The organism is Xanthobacter aminoxidans, assembly GCF_023571765.1.
GTDB lineage: Bacteria > Pseudomonadota > Alphaproteobacteria > Rhizobiales > Xanthobacteraceae > Xanthobacter > Xanthobacter aminoxidans.
In genome coordinates this window covers 139736-157865 of sequence record NZ_JAMJXC010000005.1, presented here as the reverse complement: position 1 = coordinate 157865, position 18130 = coordinate 139736, and the positions used below count along the sequence as shown (strand labels likewise).

The following is an 18130-nucleotide window of genomic DNA, read 5'->3' as shown; positions in this document are numbered from 1 at the left end:
TGATGATGGCCGGGAAGGGAGTGTCAGACGGCCGAGGCCACGTCGGCGGCGAGCAGATCGCGCGCCACGCGCCGGCGGATGCGGCCGTTGTCGGTGAACAGGCCGGCGGCCTTGGCGGGGACCATCTCGATGACGCGCACACGGGCCGGCCGCGCATAGGGTGGCAGCCCGGCGCAGGCGACGGAGATGCGCGCCTCCACCGCCGCGCGGCCCGCATGGGCGAACCATTCGGCAGCGGGAGGAACCGGCACCACGAGGGCTGCGAGGCCGTCCGGGTCCGCCGCGACGGCGCAGGCGGCGATGTAGGGATCGGACAGGAGCGCCGTCTCCACCCATTCGGGACTGACGTTGCGCCCCAGCGGCGTGACGATGAGATTGTCCTTGCGGCCGGAGACCGTGAGCCGGCCGTCCGCGTCCAGCGCCACCAGATCGCCCGTCGGCCATGGCCGGAGGGCGGGCGCGCCGCGCAGATAGCCGTCGGTGACGCACGGCCCGTCCACGTGCAGCTCCCCGTCGACGACGGTGAGGGTCAGGCCCGGCAGCGGCTCGCCCACGGTGCCGGCCACGCGCCGGCCCGGCCGGTTCACCGCCACCACCGAGCAGCATTCGGACAGGCCGTAGCCTTCGTGCACGGGAATGCCGAGGTTCCATGCCGCCTCCGCCACCTGAGGCGGAACGGCGGCGCCGCCGACGGCGACGAAGCGCAGACTATCGGGGGCGCAGGCCCGCGCGGCGGCAAGCTCCACCACACAGAGCCGGAGCAGCTCGGGCACCAGCACGCCGGTGGTCGGCCGATGGCGGGCGAAGGCCTCGGCGATGCCGGTGACCACGCCGCGGCCGATCTGCTCCGAGACGGCGGTGTCGAAATGCACGCTGCCACCCACGAGGGCCGGGATGAACAGCGCGCAGATGCTCTCCAGCAGCAAAGAGAGCGGAAGAACAGAGAGATAGGTGTCGTCCTCCCGCGCGCCGATGGCTTCCGCCAGCGCGGCGGCGGACCACCCCACCTGCCCGCTCTCGTGCCGCACGCCCTTGGGCTGGCCGGTGCTGCCGGAGGTGTAGATGAGCGTGCCATAGCCCGCGCGGAAGGCCGGCGCGGCGCCCGGCGCGCCGGTCACGGTGACCGCCTGGCGGGCGACGCCTTCAGGCGCGGCCCCCTCCCCGCCCGGCGCGACGAGGATCAGCTCGATGCCCGCATCGCGCACCATATGGGCGATCTGGGCCGGGCTGAAGAAGCCGGGCAGCGGCACGGCGATGCGCCCCGAAGCCACCAATGCGAGCTGAGCCACGGCGTAGGCCCGCCCGTTCGGCAGGAGCAGCCCGACCACCCGCGCGGCCGGAGGAAGGGCGGCGACGAGGCGCGCCGCATCGGCCAGCAGCCCGGCGCGGGTGATGGCGCCATCCGGATCGGTGAAGGCGACGCGATCCGGTGCCCGGCGGGCATGGCCCGCCACCGCCTCAAAGAATGTCTGCATGATGCAGCACCCGGCTGGCGGCAGACGGAATGCAGACGGAAGCCGTCTGCGCCCGGCGATAGGCGGCGAGCATGTCCACGCCGCACACGCCGAAGACCTTCGGCTCGGTCTCGTAATAGCGCCCCCAGACCTCGGGATGGGCGACGCGGGCGGGATCGGCATCGCCGAGATAGATCGGCGACAGGCCGCGCCGCCGTACCAGCAGGCTCAGGCGGCGGGTGAGGGTGAAGAAGCACCAGGACAGGCCGTTGGCGCCACCGAAGGCCACGATATCGGCGATGAACGGCACGAGGTCATGCGGTGCGCCGCTGGCCAGCGTCGTCACCTCATAAACATCGGCGCGCCGCAGCCTGCGGCCGGTGGCGCGGGAGAGCGCGGCTTCCACCGGCCCGTCCAGATAAAGCTCGGAGAAGAAGCCGTCTTCGGCGAGGCGCAGGCCGGCGGCACACAGGATGTCGCCCGCTGCGTTCCGCCGGCACAGGAGGCGCTCGGCAAACGTGCCGACGTGAGCGCCGTATTCGCGTGCATAGACCGATCGGATGAAAGCTTCGACCTCGGCGCGCTCGGCGTCGCCGGGTTCAACAATATGTGCAGATCCCATGTCCGCTCGTCCGTCCGCTTGTGCGTTGATTGCTCTGTCACGGACGTTGCAAGGCTGAGCTTACGCCTCGCTTACAGGCGAGCGGTCAGGGCGGGGAGAATTTGAGGCGGTTTCGGGGCACCGGAAGGCCCTCGCACCACGAGAGGAGGCCTGCGCCCCGCGGCGAACTTCCGCCGTGCTCGCACCCCAGGTGGCGGATTTCCGCCACCCTCATGCGGGCGAGCTTGGAAAACCTTGTTTTATTTCAATGAGTAATGCCAGACCCGCGCATTCCGCAGGGGTGGCATGCGCGGTGCAAAGGCAGGGGCATCATCCGAACCGGCACCAATGCCGGGCTCCCTGGGAGAAACGCCGTGCTGAAACGACTTCGCATCACCGCCACCCTTGTGTCCGCCGTCCTGATGTCCGCTGTCGCGGCGGGTGCGGTCTCGGCGCAGGAGACGGTGCGGGTGGGCAACCTCAAGCTCGCCCATTTCGCCGGTGTCTCCTACATGAAGGAGATCGCGCCGAGCTGCGGGATCAACATCGACCTCAAGCTCTTCCCCAAGGGTCCGGACGTGATGCAGGCGATCCTCGCCGGCGAGCTGGACGTGGGCGCCACCGCCTCCGAGGCCGCCATCTCCGGCCGTGGCAACGGCGCGCCCATCTATATCGTCGGCGGCTTCGCCAGCGGCGGCGCGCGCCTTCTGGCGACCCCCGACAGCGGCATCAAGTCGGTTCCGGACATGAAGGGCAAGCGCGTGGGCGTCACCCGCGGCTCCATCCAGGAAGTGCTGCTGGCCGCTGAATTGGGCAAGAACGGCATGTCCGCCAAGGACATCACCATCGTCTATCTCGGCTATCCCGACCTCAACCAGGCGCTGCTGCAGAAGCAGGTGGACGCCATCATGCAGACCGAGCCGCAGTCGGCGCAGGCCATCGCCCGTGGCTTCGGCGTGGAGGTGCTGAAGCCCTACGACACGCCCATCGGCTCGCCCATCCGCACGCTGGTGATGAGCGAGAAGTTCTACAAGGAACATCCCGAGACGGCGAAGAAGCTGATGGACTGCTTCGTGAAGGCGCAGAAGACCTTCATGAACGACCCCAAGGCCGCCGAGAAGTTCGTGACGCAGGACGTGTTCAAGGGCCAGCTGACGGGCGAGGAATTCCAGGAAGCCCTCGCCAATTCGCCCTACTCCCTCGACATGAGCGCCGACCACATCCAGAAGACCACGGACGTGATGGCCAAGTACGGCGTCGGCAAGATGTCCGCCCCCGCCAAGGCCGAGGACTGGGTGAAGCTCGACCTGCTCAATGCCGCCAAGGCGTCCAACGGCGTGAAGTGAGGACGGCCCCATGAACATCTCGCGCTTCAAGGCGCTCGGCGAGGGGCTGCTCGTACCCGTCGCCGTGTTGCTCCTCTGGCAGGTGGCCTGCTCCGCAGGCTGGGTGAACCCCATGGTCCTGCCCTCCCCCGCCGCCGTCGCGGCGCGCTGGTGGAGCTATCTTGCTCCACTGGAAGCCTATGATCCGGCAACGGAAAGCTGGATCGCGTGGATCTTCTCAGGCGAATTGATCCACGATTCCCTCGCCAGCCTCTCGCGCGTGGTGATGGGATTTGCCGTGGGCGCTGGCCTCGCGCTGCCGCTGGGCCTGTTCATGGGCACGAGCGATTCCATCTATCGCTATGTCAATCCGCTGATGCAGCTGCTGCGTCCCATCCCGCCCATCGCCTACATCCCGCTGTCGATCCTGTGGTTCGGCCTCGGCAACGCGCCGGCGGTGTTCCTCATCGCCATCGGCGCCTTCTTCCCGGTGCTGATGAACACCATCGCCGGCGTGCGGCATGTGGACAGCATCTACATCCGCGCCGCCCGCAGCCTCGGGGCGAGCCGCCTCACCATCTTCCGGCGGGTGATCCTGCCGGCGGCCACGCCCTACATCCTGTCGGGTGCGCGCATCGGCATCGGCACCGCCTTCATCGTGGTGATCGTGGCCGAGATGATCGCCGTCAACAACGGCCTCGGCTTCCGCATTCTTGAGGCGCGCGAATACTTCTGGTCGGACAAGATCATCGCGGGAATGCTGACCATCGGCCTGATCGGCCTTGCCATCGATCTCGCCGTCAGCCGCCTCAACAATCATCTGCTGCGCTGGCATCGCGGCCTGGAATCGTGAGGACCGACATGCCCATCGCAGCTCCCCTCGCGGCCAGCCCCGCCCCCTCCGCCGCCGCGCTCGCGGACGCCGCCCGGCCGCACATCGTGGTCTCGGGTGTCGACAAGCGCTTCGTCATTCCGGGCGGCGAGATCGTCGCCCTGAAGGACATCGACCTCACCATCAATGAGGGCGAGTTCGTGTGCCTGCTCGGCCCCTCGGGCTGCGGCAAGTCCACCCTGCTCAACGCCATCGCCGGCTTTTCCGCCCCCACCACCGGCACCATTACGGTGGACGGCCGCGCGGTGAAGGATCCCGGGCCGGATCGGGGCATGGTGTTTCAGGAATACGCCCTGTTCCCGTGGATGACGGTGGCGCAGAACATCGCCTTCGGCCTCGAGATCAAGGGCATGAGTCGCGCCCAGATCGAGCCCAAGGTGAACGAACTGCTCGCCATGCTGAAGCTCGCGGAATTCCGCGACCGCTTCCCGAAAGACCTCTCCGGCGGCATGCGCCAGCGCGTGGCCATCGCCCGCGTGCTGGCCCTCGACAGCCCGGTGATGCTGATGGACGAGCCATTCGGGGCGCTCGACGCCCTCACCCGCCGCTCGCTGCAGGACGAGCTCATCCGCATCTGGTCGGCGACGGGCAAGACCATCGTCTTCGTCACCCACTCCATCGAGGAGTCCATCTATCTGGCGGACCGCATCGTCGTGCTCACCTACCGGCCAGGCACCATCAAGCGGGACATCAAGGTGGAACTGCCGCGCCCGCGGGATTCGGCTTCAACCGCCTTCAACGAGCTGAAGCGGGAATTGTCCGCCCTCGTCACCGCCGAGCAGCACCGCTTCGAGGAGGTGGAGGTCAAAGGCTTGACCACCGACTGAGGGCGGACCAGCATCCCCGCGACATGGCCGGGCCACGCGAGGCCCGGCCGCACCACCTTGAGGACGCGGAATTTTCCATGCGATCGAACCGCATCACGGCCCTCGGTGCCGTGCTGTCCGCCGTGCTGGCGGCGGCTGCGGTGTTCGCCGTTCTCGAAGCCGGGGAGATGGCCGAGGCGCGGGTGGGCGAGCGCCTCGCCTCGGACGCGCGCCACCGGGCGGAAATCTATGCCCAGAGCCTCGAAGGTGTCATCGAGCGTTTCGGCTACCTGCCCACCGCCGCCGCCCTCGACGACAATGTGAAGCGCCTCCTCGCCACCCCGCATGACACCGAACAGCTGGCGCAGGTGAACGCCTACCTGGAAACGCTGAACCGCGCCGCGGGCGGCACCGTGCTCTATCTGCTGGCGCCCGGCGGCATCACCATCGCCGCGTCCAACTGGAACACGCCGCAAACCTATGTGGGCGCGGATTTCAGCTATCGCCCCTATTATACCGAGGCCATCGCAGGCCAGACCGGCCGCTTCTATGCGGTGGGCACGCTCACCGGCGTCCCCGGCTATTTCATCAGCGCGCCGGTGATGGTAGACGGCAAGGTGGCCGGCGTGGTGGCGACCAAGGTGAATCTCGACCCGCTGGAAGCCGTCTGGCACGAGGCCGCCGACACCGTCCTGGTGGCGGACGGGCACGGCATCGTCTTCCTCGCCTCGGATCCGAAGTTCAAGTTCCGCTCCCTCCGGCCCATCGATGCCACCGCCGCCGCCGAGATCGCCAAGACCCGCCAATATGGCCACAAGTCCTATCCCCTGCTGCGCATGGGGCAGGCACAGGACGAAGGCGGCCTGAAGGTGCTGTCCGGCTCCGACCTGAGCCCCGCCGGCCTCGTCATCCGCGATGAGAAGGACCTGCCGACCTACGACTGGCGGCTGCTGCTTTTCACCGATGCCGCACCCGTGGTGCTGGCGGGACGTTCGGCGCGCATCGGCATGACGCTGGCGCTGGTCATTCTCGGCCTTGTCGGCCTCTACTGGCGCCAACATCTCAGGCGCGCCCGCGAGAGCCTCGCCGCGCAGGCGGCACTCGCGGCTGCCCATCGGGAACTGGAAGGCAAGGTCGCCGAACGCACCGCCGACCTCTCCGCCGCCAACACCCGCCTTGCCGCCGAGATCGAGGAGCGGCGCCGTGCCGAGACCGACCTGCGCGCCGCCCAGGACGAGCTGGTGCAGGCCGCCAAGATGGCGACCCTCGGCCAGATGGCGGCCGGCGTGACCCACGAACTGAACCAGCCGCTCACCGCGCTCCGGGCGCTGGCCGACAACACCGCCAAGCTGCTCCAGCACGGACGCGAGGAGGATGCGGAGGCGAACCTCGCCCGTATCGCCGCGCTGGTGGATCGCCTCGGCAAGATCACCGGCCAATTGCGCGCCTTCGCCCGCCGCAGCTCCAGCGAGAAGGGGCCGGTGGACGCCGCCGCCGTGCTTGCGGAAAGCCTCGCCATCCTCGCCCCGCGCCTTCGGGCATCGGGCGCACGCGTCGTCAGTGATCTCGCTCCCGATGCGACGCAGGTGATGTTCGAGCCCATCCGCCTCAGCCAGGTGCTGGTGAACCTCGTGGGCAACGCCCTCGACGCGGTAAAGGGACGGCCGGAGGCAATGGTGCGCATCGCTTCCCATCGCGACGGCAGCCGCATCGTGCTGACCGTGGAGGACAACGGGCCGGGCCTCGCAGAGGGGGCAGCGGAGCGCATCTTCGACCCCTTCTTCACCACCAAGCCGGCGGGCGAGGGGCTGGGGCTCGGCCTGCCCATCTCGCTCGCCATCGCCCGCGACTTCGGCGCTACCCTCGTCGCCCGCAATCGGGTGGAAGGCGGCACAGCGTTCGATCTCGTCATGGACGCGGCCGAGGCCGAAGAGCACCTGACCCTTCCCGCGGAGCCGCTGCGCCATGTTTCCTGAACGCGCCTTCTCCGCCGAGGCCGAAGCGCCCCGCCACGCCAACCGCCCCCGGGTGCTGCTGGTGGACGACGAGGAGATGATCCGCCTCTCCATCGAGCAGACTTTGGATCTCGCCGGCATCGACGTGACCGCCTTCGGAAGCGCCGAAGCCGCTTTGCCCGCCATCGGCCGGGACTATCCCGGCATCGTCGTCACAGATGTGCGCCTGCCCGCGCGCGATGGGCTGGAGCTTCTGGCGGATATCCGCCGCCGCGATCCGGAGCTGCCGGTGGTGCTCATTACTGGCCATGGGGATGTGGCCATGGCGGTCAGCGCCATGCGGGAAGGCGCCTACGACTTCATCGAGAAGCCGTTCGTGAGCGACGCCTTCGTGGAGGTGGTGAAGCGGGCGCTGGAGAAGCGTGCCCTCGTGCTCGAAAACCGGCGCCTGCGCACGGCGCTCGACCGTGGCGATGCCATCGAACGCCATCTGGTCGGCCAGTCCGCCGCCATGCGGCGCCTGCGCGACGACATCGCCCGGCTCGCCTCCACCAGCGCGGACGTCCTGGTGCTGGGCGAGACCGGCGCCGGCAAGGAGCAGGTCGCCCGCGCCCTGCACGAGGGCGGCGCGCGGCGCGACAGGCCGTTCGTGGCGGTCAATTGCGGTGCCATTCCCGAAAGCATGTTCGAGAGCGAGATGTTCGGCCACGAGGCCGGCGCCTTCACCGGGGCAGGCAAGCGGCGCATCGGCAAGATCGAGCACGCCTCCGGTGGCACGCTCTTCCTCGACGAGGTGGAGAGCATGCCGCTCGCCATGCAGGTAAAGCTGCTGCGGGTGCTGCAGGACCGGCGCATCGAGCGCCTCGGCTCCAACACGCCGGTGCCGGTGGACCTGCGCGTCATCGCCGCCACCAAGGAAGACCTCGGGGCGCTGGCTGATGCCGGCGGCTTCCGGAAAGACCTGTTCTTCCGCCTCGACGTGGTGAAGCTCTCCTTGCCGCCTTTGCGCGATCGGCGGGAGGACATCCCGCTTTTGTTCGAGCTGTTCCTGGTGCAGGCGGCGGTGAAGTACCAGCGGCCGGTGGTTGAGGTTCCGCCTTCCTTGCGACGCGCCCTGATGCTCGCCGACTGGCCGGGCAATGTGCGCGAGCTGAAGAACGCCGCCGAGCGCCACATGCTGGGCTTCCTCGCCCCCGACTTCACCGGCGGCTCGGCCGCCGCGCCGAGCCTCAACGAATTGCTGGACCGGGTGGAGCGCCTCGTCATCGAAGATGCGCTGAAAGCCTCCGGCAACCGCGTCTCCGCCGCCGCGCTGGCCCTCAACATTCCCCGCAAGACCCTTCACGACCGCATGAAGCGGCTGGGCCTCACCACCACCGACTGACACATCCGGACCGTTCATGACCGCTATCGCCCCCGCCGAGGCCCTCCTCTGGCCGCCCCTCGTCATCGCCAACGCACCCAACGGCGCCACCCGCACCAAGACGGACCACCCGGCTTTGCCCATGACCGCCGCCGAGCTGGCGCGCAACGCGGCCGAAATCGTCGAGGCGGGCGCCGCCCTCATCCACATCCATGTGCGCGACGCCGAGGGCCGCCATCTCCTGGATGCAGACGCCTATCGCGAGGCCACCGCCGCCATCCGGCGCGAGGTGGGCGACAGGCTGGTGGTGCAGGCGACGTCCGAAGCGGCGGGGCGCTACAAGGCGCCGGAGCAGATCGCCGTGGTGCGCGCCCTGCGGCCGGAGGCGGTCTCCCTCGCCTTGCGCGAGATCATCCCGGATGAAGCGCACGAGGCTGCTGCCGCCGACTTCTTCGCCTGGCTGCGGCGCGAGCGCACCCTGGTTCAGATCATCCTCTATTCGCCGGAGGAGGTGTTGCGCTATCACGCGCTGAAGGGGCGCGGCGTGCTGGGCGAGGGGGAGGACTTCCCGCTCTTCGTCCTCGGCCGCTACACCAGCGGACAGGTCTCCACGCCCGCCGATCTTGTGCCCTTCCTCGCCGCCGGCACGCCGCCGCGGCTGTGGGCCATGTGCGCCTTCGGGCCGAAGGAGAACGCCTGCGCCACCGTCGCCGCCGGCCTCGGCGGGCATGTGCGGGTGGGTTTCGAGAACAATCTCTTCGCGCCGGACGGTACGATGGCGGAGAACAATGCCGCGCAGGTGCGGCGCGCGGCAGAAGGCGCACGGCTGCTCAACCGTCCGCTCGCCACGGCCGATGTGGTGCGCGGGCTCTACGCCGCCTGACGGCGTTCGCGCAGGCGGCGAAGATGCAGGCGTCTTGCGATACGCATTTTCTTCATGCGAACCGGAATCCACTTCGCTTGAAAATGCTCTAGAACGGCAGCGCTCCTCTCACCGGGCGTGCCGCCGACATGCAAGACTCCGCCGTCCTCGCCTGGGTGTTCTACGCCGCCCACCTCAGTCTGCAGATCATCTTCGTCATCCGCGCGCTGCTGCGTCCCCATCGCGAGCCCGCCTCACGCATGGCGTGGGTGCTGGTGATCCTGCTGGCGCCGGTGGTGGGCATGCTCGCCTACATCCTGTTCGGCGAGGTCAATCTGGGGCGCAAGGCGGTGGAAAGCCTGCGCGCGGCGGTGGCCGCCCTGCCGCCTGCGGAGGGTGTCGCCGGCCCCTCGGCGGAGGCGGAACTTCCCGAGCGCCACGTGCCGCTGTTCCGGGTCGGCCAGTCGGTGAACCACTTCCTGCCTGTGGCCGGAAACCGCGCCGAGCTGCTGCCAGATTCCGCCTCTGCCATCGCGTCCATGGTCAAGGACATCGACGCCGCGCGGCAGAGCGTCCACGTGCTCTTCTATATCTGGCTCGACGATGCGAGCGGACGCTCGGTGATGGAGGCGCTGAAGCGCGCGGCGGCGCGGGGCGTCACCTGCCGGGCAATGGCGGATGATCTCGGCTCCCGCGCCCTCATCCGCTCCCCTCTGTGGCACGACATGGCGGCGGCGGGCGTGCGGCTCGCCACGGCCCTGCCCATCGGCAACCCGCTCTTGCGCCCGTTCAAGGGCCGCATCGACCTGCGCAACCACCGCAAGATCGTGGTCATCGACAACGCCATCACCTATTGCGGCAGCCAGAACTGCGCCGATGCCGCTTTCGCCGTGAAGGCGAAGTTCGCCCCCTGGGTGGATGTCATGGCGCGCTTCGAGGGGCCGGTGGTGCGGCAGAACCAGCACCTGTTCGCCAGCAACTGGATGGCGCAGGTGGAGGAAGACCTCGCCCCCCTCTTCGCCGAGCCCCTGCCGCCGCCGCAGCCCGGCTTCATCGCGCAGGTGATCGGCTCGGGAGCGGGCGTGCGCTACTCGGCCATGCCGGAGATGTTCGTGGCGCTGATGAATGCGGCGCGGCGCGAACTCGTCATCACCACACCCTATTACGTGCCGGACGAGCCGCTTCAGGCGGCGCTGTGCTCCGCCGCCCGGCGCGGGGTGGCGACCACCATCGTGTTTCCGAAGCGCAACGACAGCTGGATCGTCGCTGCCGCCAGCCGCAGCTATTACCACGAGCTGCTGGAGGCAGGCGTCGAGATCCGGGAATATGTCGGCGGCCTGCTCCACGCCAAGACGCTGACCCTCGACGGCGAAGTGACCCTGATCGGCTCCGCCAACATCGACCGCCGCAGCTTCGAGCTGAATGCGGAAAACAACATCCTCCTCTACGACCCCACCTTCACCCGGACCCTCCGGGCGCGCCAGCAGGTGTTCCTGAATGCCGCGACGCCGGTGACGCAGGACGATGCGGACGCCTTCAGCGCGCCCCGCCGCCTGTGGAACAACACCATCGCCATGCTCGGCCCGGTGCTGTAGGCGCTGCCGATTTTCCAGCCGCCCATTTCTTAGGCGCCAACGACCGAAATCAGAGCAGATCGGACGAGGCCTGCCGCCCGCCATGGGCCGCGACGATTTTCTTCATGGCTTCAATGAATTGCCGACGCTCCTCGGGCGCCAGCATCTCCACCGTCACCGCATGGGCGCGGCGGGCGCCGGCTTCCATCTCCTCCAGCATGCGGCGTCCCTCCTCGGTGAGCGAGCAGCTTTGCGAGCGACGGTCGGTGGCCGACGTGCCGCGTCGCACCAGGCCCCGCGCCTCAAGGCGCTTCAACGCTCCGGTGGTGGTGGTGCGATCCAGCGCGACGATGCGCGACAGGGTGGTCTGGTCCGCCTCGGTCCGGTCCGCGAGCGCCGACAGCAGGCTGTATTGCACCGGCGTCACCCCGAACGGGGCACACAGCTCAGAAAACAGGCTGACATGGATCTGATGCACCCGGCGCGCGAGGAAGCCGGGGCGGTCGGCAAGCGGCCAATCCTCATGCATCCCAGCCTCGGGCTCCACCGTGGAGCCCTTTGATTTTTCACGCGATCTCGTCACGTCCATCCCCTCCGGCGCGCGGCGCCGCTCTCGAAAAATTGATCTAAATCAAAACTGGCACGCGCCCTGCATTTGAAAAATGCGACGTATGCTTCGCTTTTCCAAGGCGGTCCCGAGACCGCACATGCATGGACGGAGACCCCTGATGGCTGAACCCGCCGGCTACGATATCCTCCTCAAGGGCGGACATGTCATCTGCCCCGCCACCGGCATCAACGGCATCCGCGACGTGGCCGTCCGCGACGGGCGTATCGCCGCAGTGGAGGAGACGATCCTCCCGTCGAGCGCCACCGAAACCATCGACGTTTCCGGCAAGCTGGTGCTGCCGGGCATGATCGACACCCACGGCCATATCTACCAGTACGTGACCGGCCGCTTCGGCCTGAACCCGGACATGGTGGGCGTGCATTCCGGCGTCACCACGGTGATCGACCAGGGCGGCCCTTCCTGCATGACGCTGCCGGGCTTCCGCAAGTTCATCGTCGAGCCCTCCGACACCCGCATCTATGCCTTCCTCTCCGCCTATCTCGTGGGCGGCCTTGAGGGCCATTACTACCCCAACCTCTACAGCCCGGATTGCGTGGACATCGACGCCACCGTGCGCTCGGCCATCGCCAACCGCGACCTCGTGCGCGGCATCAAGGGCCACGCCGAGATCGGCGGCTTCGCCCGCTGGGGTATCAAGGTGATGGAAATGGCGGCTGAAATCGCCCGCCGCGCCGAAATCCCGCTCTATGTTCATTTCGGAACGCTCTGGGGCTTGCCGGAGAGCGGCGCCAACGGCGAGGATGCCGACACGATCCTCGAGCGGGTCATCCCGCTTCTGAAGGAGGGCGACGTACTGGCCCATCCCTTCACCCGCCATCCCGGCGGCTTCGTGAACCAGCAGGGCGAGGTCCATCACGTCATCCAGGCGGCGCTCGACCGCGGGCTGAAGGTGGACGTGGGCCACGGCAGCCACTTCTCCTACCGCCTCGCGAAGAAGGCCATCGCCGCTGGCGTCGTGCCCCACACGCTGGGTGCCGACATGCACGGCTACAACACCCATGTCCCCGCCCCTGCCGGCACGCCGGAGGAGCATTATGACGACGAGAACCACCCCTTCAAGGGCCAGGCCCGCTTCAGCCTGACCCAGGCCATGAGCTCCATGATGGCTCTGGGCCTCTCGCTGGAACAGGTGGTGCCCATGGTCACCATCAATCCCGCGAAGATGATCGGCCTGACCGACCGGGTGGGCTCGCTCACCGTGGGCTATGCGGCCGACATCTCGGTGCTGGACGACAATCGCGGCCGCTTCCTGCTGCGCGACAACGAGGACACCAAGGTGGTGGCCGAGCGCCTGCTTACCCCCGCCTTCTGCCTGCGCGCGGGCAAGAAGTTCGATGCCGATGCCGTCATCCTGCCCCGGGCGGTGGCCGCGTGAGCCCGGCATCCGCAGCCGTTCGGCCTGCCCCGCAGGAGGTCTGGGACACCCTGTCCCAGGCCGAGCGGGATGCGGCCTACAACAACAATGCCGCGGTGAAGGACAGCGCGGCATGGGTCGAGGCGCGCGACAAGGCGGCCCCGCTCTTCCGTGCCGCGACGCCCGCCCATCTGGACATTCCCTACGGCTCCGGCGCCCGGCAGAAGCTGGACATCTACCCCGGCACCCCGGGCGCGCCCTGCCTCGTCTTCATCCATGGCGGCTACTGGCAGCGCAACACCCGCGAGGCCTTCGCCCATTATGCGGAAGGCCTCCTCGCCCACGGCTGGTCCGTGGCGATGCCCAGCTACACGCTGGCGCCGCAGGCGCGCCTCGGCGCGATCGTTGACGAGATCGGCGCCGCGCTCGATCTCATCGCCAAAGACGGCGCCCTTTATGGCGTCACCGGCCCGGTGGTGGTCTCCGGCTGGTCGGCGGGCGCGCAGCTCGCAGTGATGCAGCTGGACCATCCCGCCGTCGCCGCCGGCCTCGCCATCTCCGGCGTCTATGAGCTGGCGCCGCTGCGCGACACTTTCCTCAACGCCGCGCTTGATCTCTCGGACGCCGAGATCGCCGCCTGCTCGCCGTTGCGCCACGCTCCGTCGCCGAAGCCGCTGGCCATCGCCTACGGCACGGCGGAAGTGCCGGCGCTGGTGCATGATTCCCGCGCGCTGGCAGCAAAGCGCGTGGCGGCCCATGCGCCCGGCGCGCTGCTTCCCATCCTGGGCGCCAACCACTTCTCTATCCTCGACGAACTGCGCCGCCCCGACGGCCTTCTGGTGCGCGCGGCGCTCGACCTGATGCCGGGAGCCCAGGCATGAGCGAACCCCGGTCTCAGGAAGGTGTCGGCGCCCGTCTCCCCCGCAAGGAAGACGATCGGCTGATGCGCGGACGCGGCCAGTTCATCGCCGACATCCGCATGGCGGGGATGCAGGACGTGGCGTTCGTGCGCAGCCCGCTCGCCCACGCGCGCATCCGCGCCATCCATGTGCCGGAGGATCTGAAGGGCCGCGTCTTCACCGCCGCCGATCTCGATGGGGTGAAGCCCATCCGCGCCGTCTCCGGCCTGCCCGGCTTCAAGGTGTCGGAACAGCCCGTGCTTGCCACCGGCAAGGTGCGGCAGGTGGGCGAGCTGATCGCCATGTGCGTCGCCGACACCCGCGCCGAGGCCGAGGATATGGCCGCCCGCGTGGAACTCGACCTGGAAGAGCTGCCCGCGCTCCACGACATGCTGGACGCCCGCAAGCCCGGCGCGACGCTGGTGCATGAGCACTGGGGCGACAACGTCTTTCTCGAAAGCCTCGTGAACATCAACATCGAGGCCGCGTTCGACGCGCCGGTGAAGGTGTCGCGCACCATCTCCACCGCCCGCCAGTGCATGGCGCCCATCGAGGGGCGCGGCACGGTGGTGCATTTCGATCACCGCACCGACCAGCTGGTGGTGCACACCGCCAGCCAGATGCCGCACATCGTCCGCTCGGGCCTCTCCGAATGCCTCGGGCTGGAAGAGGGGCAGATCCGCATCATCTCCCCGGACGTGGGCGGCGGCTTCGGCTACAAGGCCATCCTGCTCAGCGAGGACGTCTGCCTCGGCTGGCTCACGCGGAAGATCGGCCGGCCGGTGCGCTGGCTGGAGGACCGCCGCGAGCACCTGACCGCCAGCGCCAATTGCCGCGAGCATCATTACGAGATCACGCTCTATGCCGAGCGCGACGGCACGCTGCGCGGCATCGACTGCGAGGCGAGCGTAGATAGCGGCGCCTATTCCGCCTACCCCTTCTCCGCGTGCCTCGAAGCCGCGCAGGTGGCGAGCATCCTGCCCGGCCCGTACGATTTCCCGTCCTATCGCTGCCGCACCTGGTCGGTGGCCACCAACAAGTGCCCGATCCTGCCCTATCGCGGCGTGGCGCGCACCGGCGTGTGCTTCGCGCTGGAAGTGGCGCTGGATGCACTGGCGGCCGAACTCGGCCTCGCGCCGGAAGTGGTGCGGCTGAAAAACCTCGTGCGGCCCGAGCAGATGCCGTTCGACAACATCACCAACAAGCATTTCGACAGCGGCAACTACCCTGAGGCGCTGCGGCAGGCGCTGGATGCGATCAAGGCCGATGCGGTTCGCACGCGCCAGCTCGCGGGGGAGCCGGACGGCCGCCGCATCGGCCTTGGCCTCTCCATCTATTGCGAGCAGGCGGCCCACGGCACCTCGGTCTATTCCGGCTGGGGGATTCCCATGGTGCCCGGCCACGAGCAGGCCGGCGCGCGCCTGACCCCGGACGGCGGGCTGGAACTGCGCATCGGCGCCCATTCCCACGGCCAGGGGCTGGAGACGACGCTGGCGCAGGTGGCGCACGAAATCCTTGGAATGCCCGTCGCCCGCACCCGCCTCGTGCATGGCGACACGGCCATGACGCCCTATTCCACCGGCAGCTGGGGCTCGCGGGTGATGGTGATGGCCGGCGGCGCCGTGGCCACCGCCTGCACCGAACTCGCCGAGCGCATCCGCCGCATCGGCGCGCACATGCTCCAGGCGCGGCCGGAAGATGTACGGCTCGAAGCCGGACGCGTCATCGGCCCCTCGGGCGACGTGACCATTCAGCAGGTGGCGCACACCTGGTATCGCCGCCCGCAGGATCTGCCGGCGGACGTGGACCCGCACGGCCTCGAAGTCACCGCCGGCTACAAGCCGGTGCGCGACAGCGGCACCTTCAGCTACGCCGCCCACGCGGTGGTCGTCGCGGTGGACCCGGACCTCGGCGAGGTGGAGATCCTCGACTACGCCATCGTGGAAGACGGCGGCACGCTGGTGAACCCCATGGTGGTGGACGGCCAGATCATCGGCGGCCTCGCCCAGGGCATCGGCACCGCGCTCTATGAGGAGATGGCGTTCGATGCCTCCGGCCAGCCGCTGGCCTCGACATTGGCGGACTATCTGCTGCCCGGCGCGCCGGAAGTGCCCATGCCCTTCATCGGCCATATGGAAACGCCTTCGCCCTATACCAAGTTCGGCGTGAAGGGCATCGGCGAGGGCGGGGCCATCGCGCCGCCCGCCGCCATCGCCAACGCCATCAACGACGCGCTGCGCCCGCTGGGCGCCGAGATGCTGCGCTCCCCGGTGACGCCCCGGCGCATCGTGGAGCAGGTGCTGGCGGTGCGCGCCAGCGAAAGGAGCGCGGCATGAAGCCCGCCCCCTTCCGCATCGAGCGCCCGCGCACCATCGCCGACGCTGTCGCGCTCCTCGCCTCGGGCGGAGACGGCGCGAAGGTCATGGCCGGGGGCCAGTCCCTCGGCCCAATGCTCAATCTGCGCCTCGCGACCCCGGACCTCATCGTCGATCTCTCCGGCATCGACGATCTGCGCACCGTGCGCGAAGAGGCCGGGCACATCATCTATGGCGCCCTCGTCACCCACGCGGACGTGGAGGACGGCCGCGCGCCGGACGTGGGCACGAACATCCTGCGGCGCGTGGCCAGCGGCATCGCCTACCGCGCTGTGCGCAACCGCGGCACCATGGGCGGCAGCCTTTCCCATGCCGATCCGGCCGCAGACTGGGTGAACGCCCTCTCGGTGCTCGGTGCCGAAGTTGAGATCGCTGGCCCGGCCGGCGCGCGCCGGCTTCCCATGGGCGCCTTCCTCGCCGGCGCGCTCGCAACGGCGCTGGAGCCGGGCGAAATCCTCGTCGGCGTGCAGGTTCCGAAGGTGCCCGCCACCGCGCGCTTCGGCTATGTGAAGCACTGCCGCAAGGTGGGCGAATTCGCCCACGCCATCGGCGCCGTGCTGATCGATCCCGCCACCGGCACCGGCCGCGCGCTGATGGGTGCCATCGACGCGCCGCCCCTCGTTTTAGCCGACGCCGCGACGCTCTTCGGCGGCCGGATCGACGCCGGTTTCGCCGTCCGCTTCGACGCATCCGCCGCCAACGCCGCGCTCGTCGCCGCCGGCCTGACGGACGCGGTGGACCGCCATGTGCATGTGGAGGTGCTGCGCCGCGCCGCCACGCAGGCCGCCAGCCTCTTCACCGACACGCGGAGCGCCGCATGACCGCTTCGCCAAGGCCCGAGACAATCGCCATGGGCGCGTCCCGCATGATTTCGCTGACCCTCAACGGCCGCCCCGTGACGGCCGAGGCGGAGGGGCGCACCAACCTCGCCGATTTCGTGCGCGACACGCTGAACCTCACCGGCACCCATCTCGGCTGCGAGCACGGCGTGTGCGGCGCCTGTACCATCCTCGTGGATGGCGAGCCGGCGCGTGCGTGCCTCTCCTTCGCCGGCGCCTGCCAGGGGGCGGATGTCATCACCATCGAGGGGCTGGACGACGATCCCGTCACCGCCGAGCTGCGCGCCGCCTTCAATCGCGAGCACGCGCTCCAGTGCGGCTTCTGCACGCCGGGGATGCTCGTCTCGGCCCGCGACCTGGTGCTGCGCCTTCCGGAAGCGGACGAGACGCGCATCCGCCTCGGCCTCGCCGGCAATCTCTGCCGCTGCACCGGCTATGCGGGCATCGTGAAGGCGGTGGCCTCCGTCATATCAGCGCGGCGGGCGCAGGGCATCGGCCCGATGACCGCCGAGCGGCCTCTCGGCCCGGTGGGCGCGCGGGCTGGCGGCGCGGTTTCCGCCGCTTTGCCGACCACCGTCGCGACCGCAGCGGCGCCCTCGGCAACCACCACCTCTCTCGCCGAGGATTTTACCCCCGCCCACAGCTTCGAGCAGAGCTTCGAGGTGCCCTTCCCGCCGGCCGAGGTGTTCGCCTTCTTCGGCCGCATTGAGGAGGTGGCCGCCTGCCTGCCCGGCGCGGTCATCGATGCCATGCCCTCGCCTGAAAAGGTGGAAGGTGGCATGCGGGTGAAGCTCGGCCCCATCGCCACCACCTTTCGCGGCAGCGCCCGCATCGGCCGCGACGACGCGACGAAGAGCGGCACCATCCATGGCGCGGGGGCCGACGGGCGCTCGCGCACGGAAGGCCTCATCCGCTATCGCGTGACGGACGGCGCAACACCCGGCACCGCCCGCGTGGTGCTCGACGTGGGTTACACGCTGAAGGGGCCGCTCGCCCAGTTCGGCCGCCCCGGCCTGGTGCGCGAGGTGGCGGGCCGTCTCATCGCCGAGTTTGCAGCCAACCTTGAGGCCCGCCTCGGCGGCACGCAGCCCTCGCCGACGCAGGAGCGCGGCCTCGATCCGCTCAAGCTTCTCATCTCGCTCGTTTCCGACCGCCTTGGCCGCCTGTGGCGCCGTGGCGGTCCCACTTCTTGACCCTGAC

At 69.2% G+C, this 18130-nt stretch carries 15 protein-coding genes; 12 read left to right on the top strand and 3 right to left on the bottom strand.

Going from position 1 to position 18130, the window contains the following annotated elements; genetic code table 11:
• Positions 1 to 23 precede the first annotated feature (23 nt).
• Positions 24 to 1475 carry a class I adenylate-forming enzyme family protein gene (locus tag EJ105_RS10475; RefSeq protein WP_250166278.1) on the bottom strand — a complete coding sequence of 484 codons (1452 nt, stop codon included), beginning with the start codon at positions 1473 to 1475 and terminating at the stop codon, positions 24 to 26.
• On the bottom strand, positions 1459 to 2076 hold the full coding sequence (locus EJ105_RS10470; protein WP_250166277.1) for a thermostable hemolysin: 618 nt from the start codon (positions 2074 to 2076) through the stop codon (positions 1459 to 1461). The genes EJ105_RS10475 and EJ105_RS10470 overlap by 17 nt, the downstream gene beginning before the upstream one ends.
• Before the next feature lie 353 nt (positions 2077 to 2429).
• Between EJ105_RS10470 and EJ105_RS10465 the strand changes: the two genes are divergently transcribed.
• From EJ105_RS10465 to cls, 7 genes are all read left to right on the top strand, one after another.
• The gene (locus tag EJ105_RS10465; RefSeq protein ID WP_250166276.1) at positions 2430 to 3401 is read left to right on the top strand and encodes an ABC transporter substrate-binding protein; all 972 of its coding nucleotides are present in this window, start codon (positions 2430 to 2432) and stop codon (positions 3399 to 3401) included.
• Positions 3402 to 3411: 10 nt separating this feature from the next.
• Positions 3412 to 4233: an ABC transporter permease gene (locus tag EJ105_RS10460; protein ID WP_029554937.1), complete on the top strand. Its 822-nt coding sequence runs from the start codon at positions 3412 to 3414 to the stop codon at positions 4231 to 4233.
• 8 nt (positions 4234 to 4241) lie between these two features.
• A complete protein-coding gene (locus EJ105_RS10455) occupies positions 4242 to 5099 on the top strand; it encodes an ABC transporter ATP-binding protein (RefSeq protein WP_250166275.1) in 858 nt (285 codons plus the stop codon).
• Between the two features lie 77 nt (positions 5100 to 5176).
• Positions 5177 to 7054 (top strand): sensor histidine kinase, encoded by a 1878-nt coding sequence (locus EJ105_RS10450; protein WP_250166274.1) that lies wholly within the window; start codon positions 5177 to 5179, stop codon positions 7052 to 7054.
• Complete coding sequence (locus EJ105_RS10445; protein WP_284145388.1) at positions 7044 to 8417, top strand: sigma-54-dependent transcriptional regulator; 1374 nt, start codon at positions 7044 to 7046, stop codon at positions 8415 to 8417. The genes EJ105_RS10450 and EJ105_RS10445 overlap by 11 nt, the downstream gene beginning before the upstream one ends.
• Positions 8418 to 8433: 16 nt before the next feature.
• Positions 8434 to 9279 carry a beta-keto acid cleavage family enzyme gene (locus EJ105_RS10440; RefSeq protein WP_250166273.1) on the top strand — a complete coding sequence of 282 codons (846 nt, stop codon included), beginning with the start codon at positions 8434 to 8436 and terminating at the stop codon, positions 9277 to 9279.
• A 128-nt stretch (positions 9280 to 9407) separates the two neighbouring features.
• Positions 9408 to 10853 (top strand): cardiolipin synthase, encoded by a 1446-nt coding sequence (cls, locus tag EJ105_RS10435; RefSeq protein ID WP_250166272.1) that lies wholly within the window; start codon positions 9408 to 9410, stop codon positions 10851 to 10853.
• 49 nt (positions 10854 to 10902) lie between these two features.
• Here the strand turns inward: cls and EJ105_RS10430 are convergent, their stop codons facing one another.
• Complete coding sequence (locus tag EJ105_RS10430) at positions 10903 to 11421, bottom strand: MarR family winged helix-turn-helix transcriptional regulator (protein ID WP_024278137.1); 519 nt, start codon at positions 11419 to 11421, stop codon at positions 10903 to 10905.
• A gap of 139 nt (positions 11422 to 11560) precedes the next feature.
• Here EJ105_RS10430 and EJ105_RS10425 point away from each other — a divergent pair, with 139 nt between their 5' ends.
• Genes EJ105_RS10425 through EJ105_RS10405 form a run of 5 tightly spaced genes read left to right on the top strand, consistent with a single transcriptional unit; the run spans position 11561 to position 18123 of the window.
• Complete coding sequence (locus EJ105_RS10425) at positions 11561 to 12838, top strand: amidohydrolase/deacetylase family metallohydrolase (RefSeq protein WP_029554942.1); 1278 nt, start codon at positions 11561 to 11563, stop codon at positions 12836 to 12838.
• Positions 12835 to 13698 (top strand): alpha/beta hydrolase, encoded by an 864-nt coding sequence (locus tag EJ105_RS10420; protein ID WP_250166271.1) that lies wholly within the window; start codon positions 12835 to 12837, stop codon positions 13696 to 13698. The genes EJ105_RS10425 and EJ105_RS10420 overlap by 4 nt, the downstream gene beginning before the upstream one ends.
• Entirely contained in the window at positions 13695 to 16052 is a 2358-nt protein-coding gene (locus EJ105_RS10415) for a xanthine dehydrogenase family protein molybdopterin-binding subunit (RefSeq protein ID WP_250166270.1), read from the top strand. Before EJ105_RS10420 ends, EJ105_RS10415 begins: the two co-directional genes overlap by 4 nt.
• Positions 16049 to 16912 (top strand): FAD binding domain-containing protein, encoded by an 864-nt coding sequence (locus EJ105_RS10410; RefSeq protein ID WP_250166269.1) that lies wholly within the window; start codon positions 16049 to 16051, stop codon positions 16910 to 16912. The genes EJ105_RS10415 and EJ105_RS10410 overlap by 4 nt, the downstream gene beginning before the upstream one ends.
• Entirely contained in the window at positions 16909 to 18123 is a 1215-nt protein-coding gene (locus tag EJ105_RS10405) for a xanthine dehydrogenase family Fe-S subunit (RefSeq protein WP_250166268.1), read from the top strand. The genes EJ105_RS10410 and EJ105_RS10405 overlap by 4 nt, the downstream gene beginning before the upstream one ends.
• Positions 18124 to 18130: the final 7 nt, after the last annotated feature.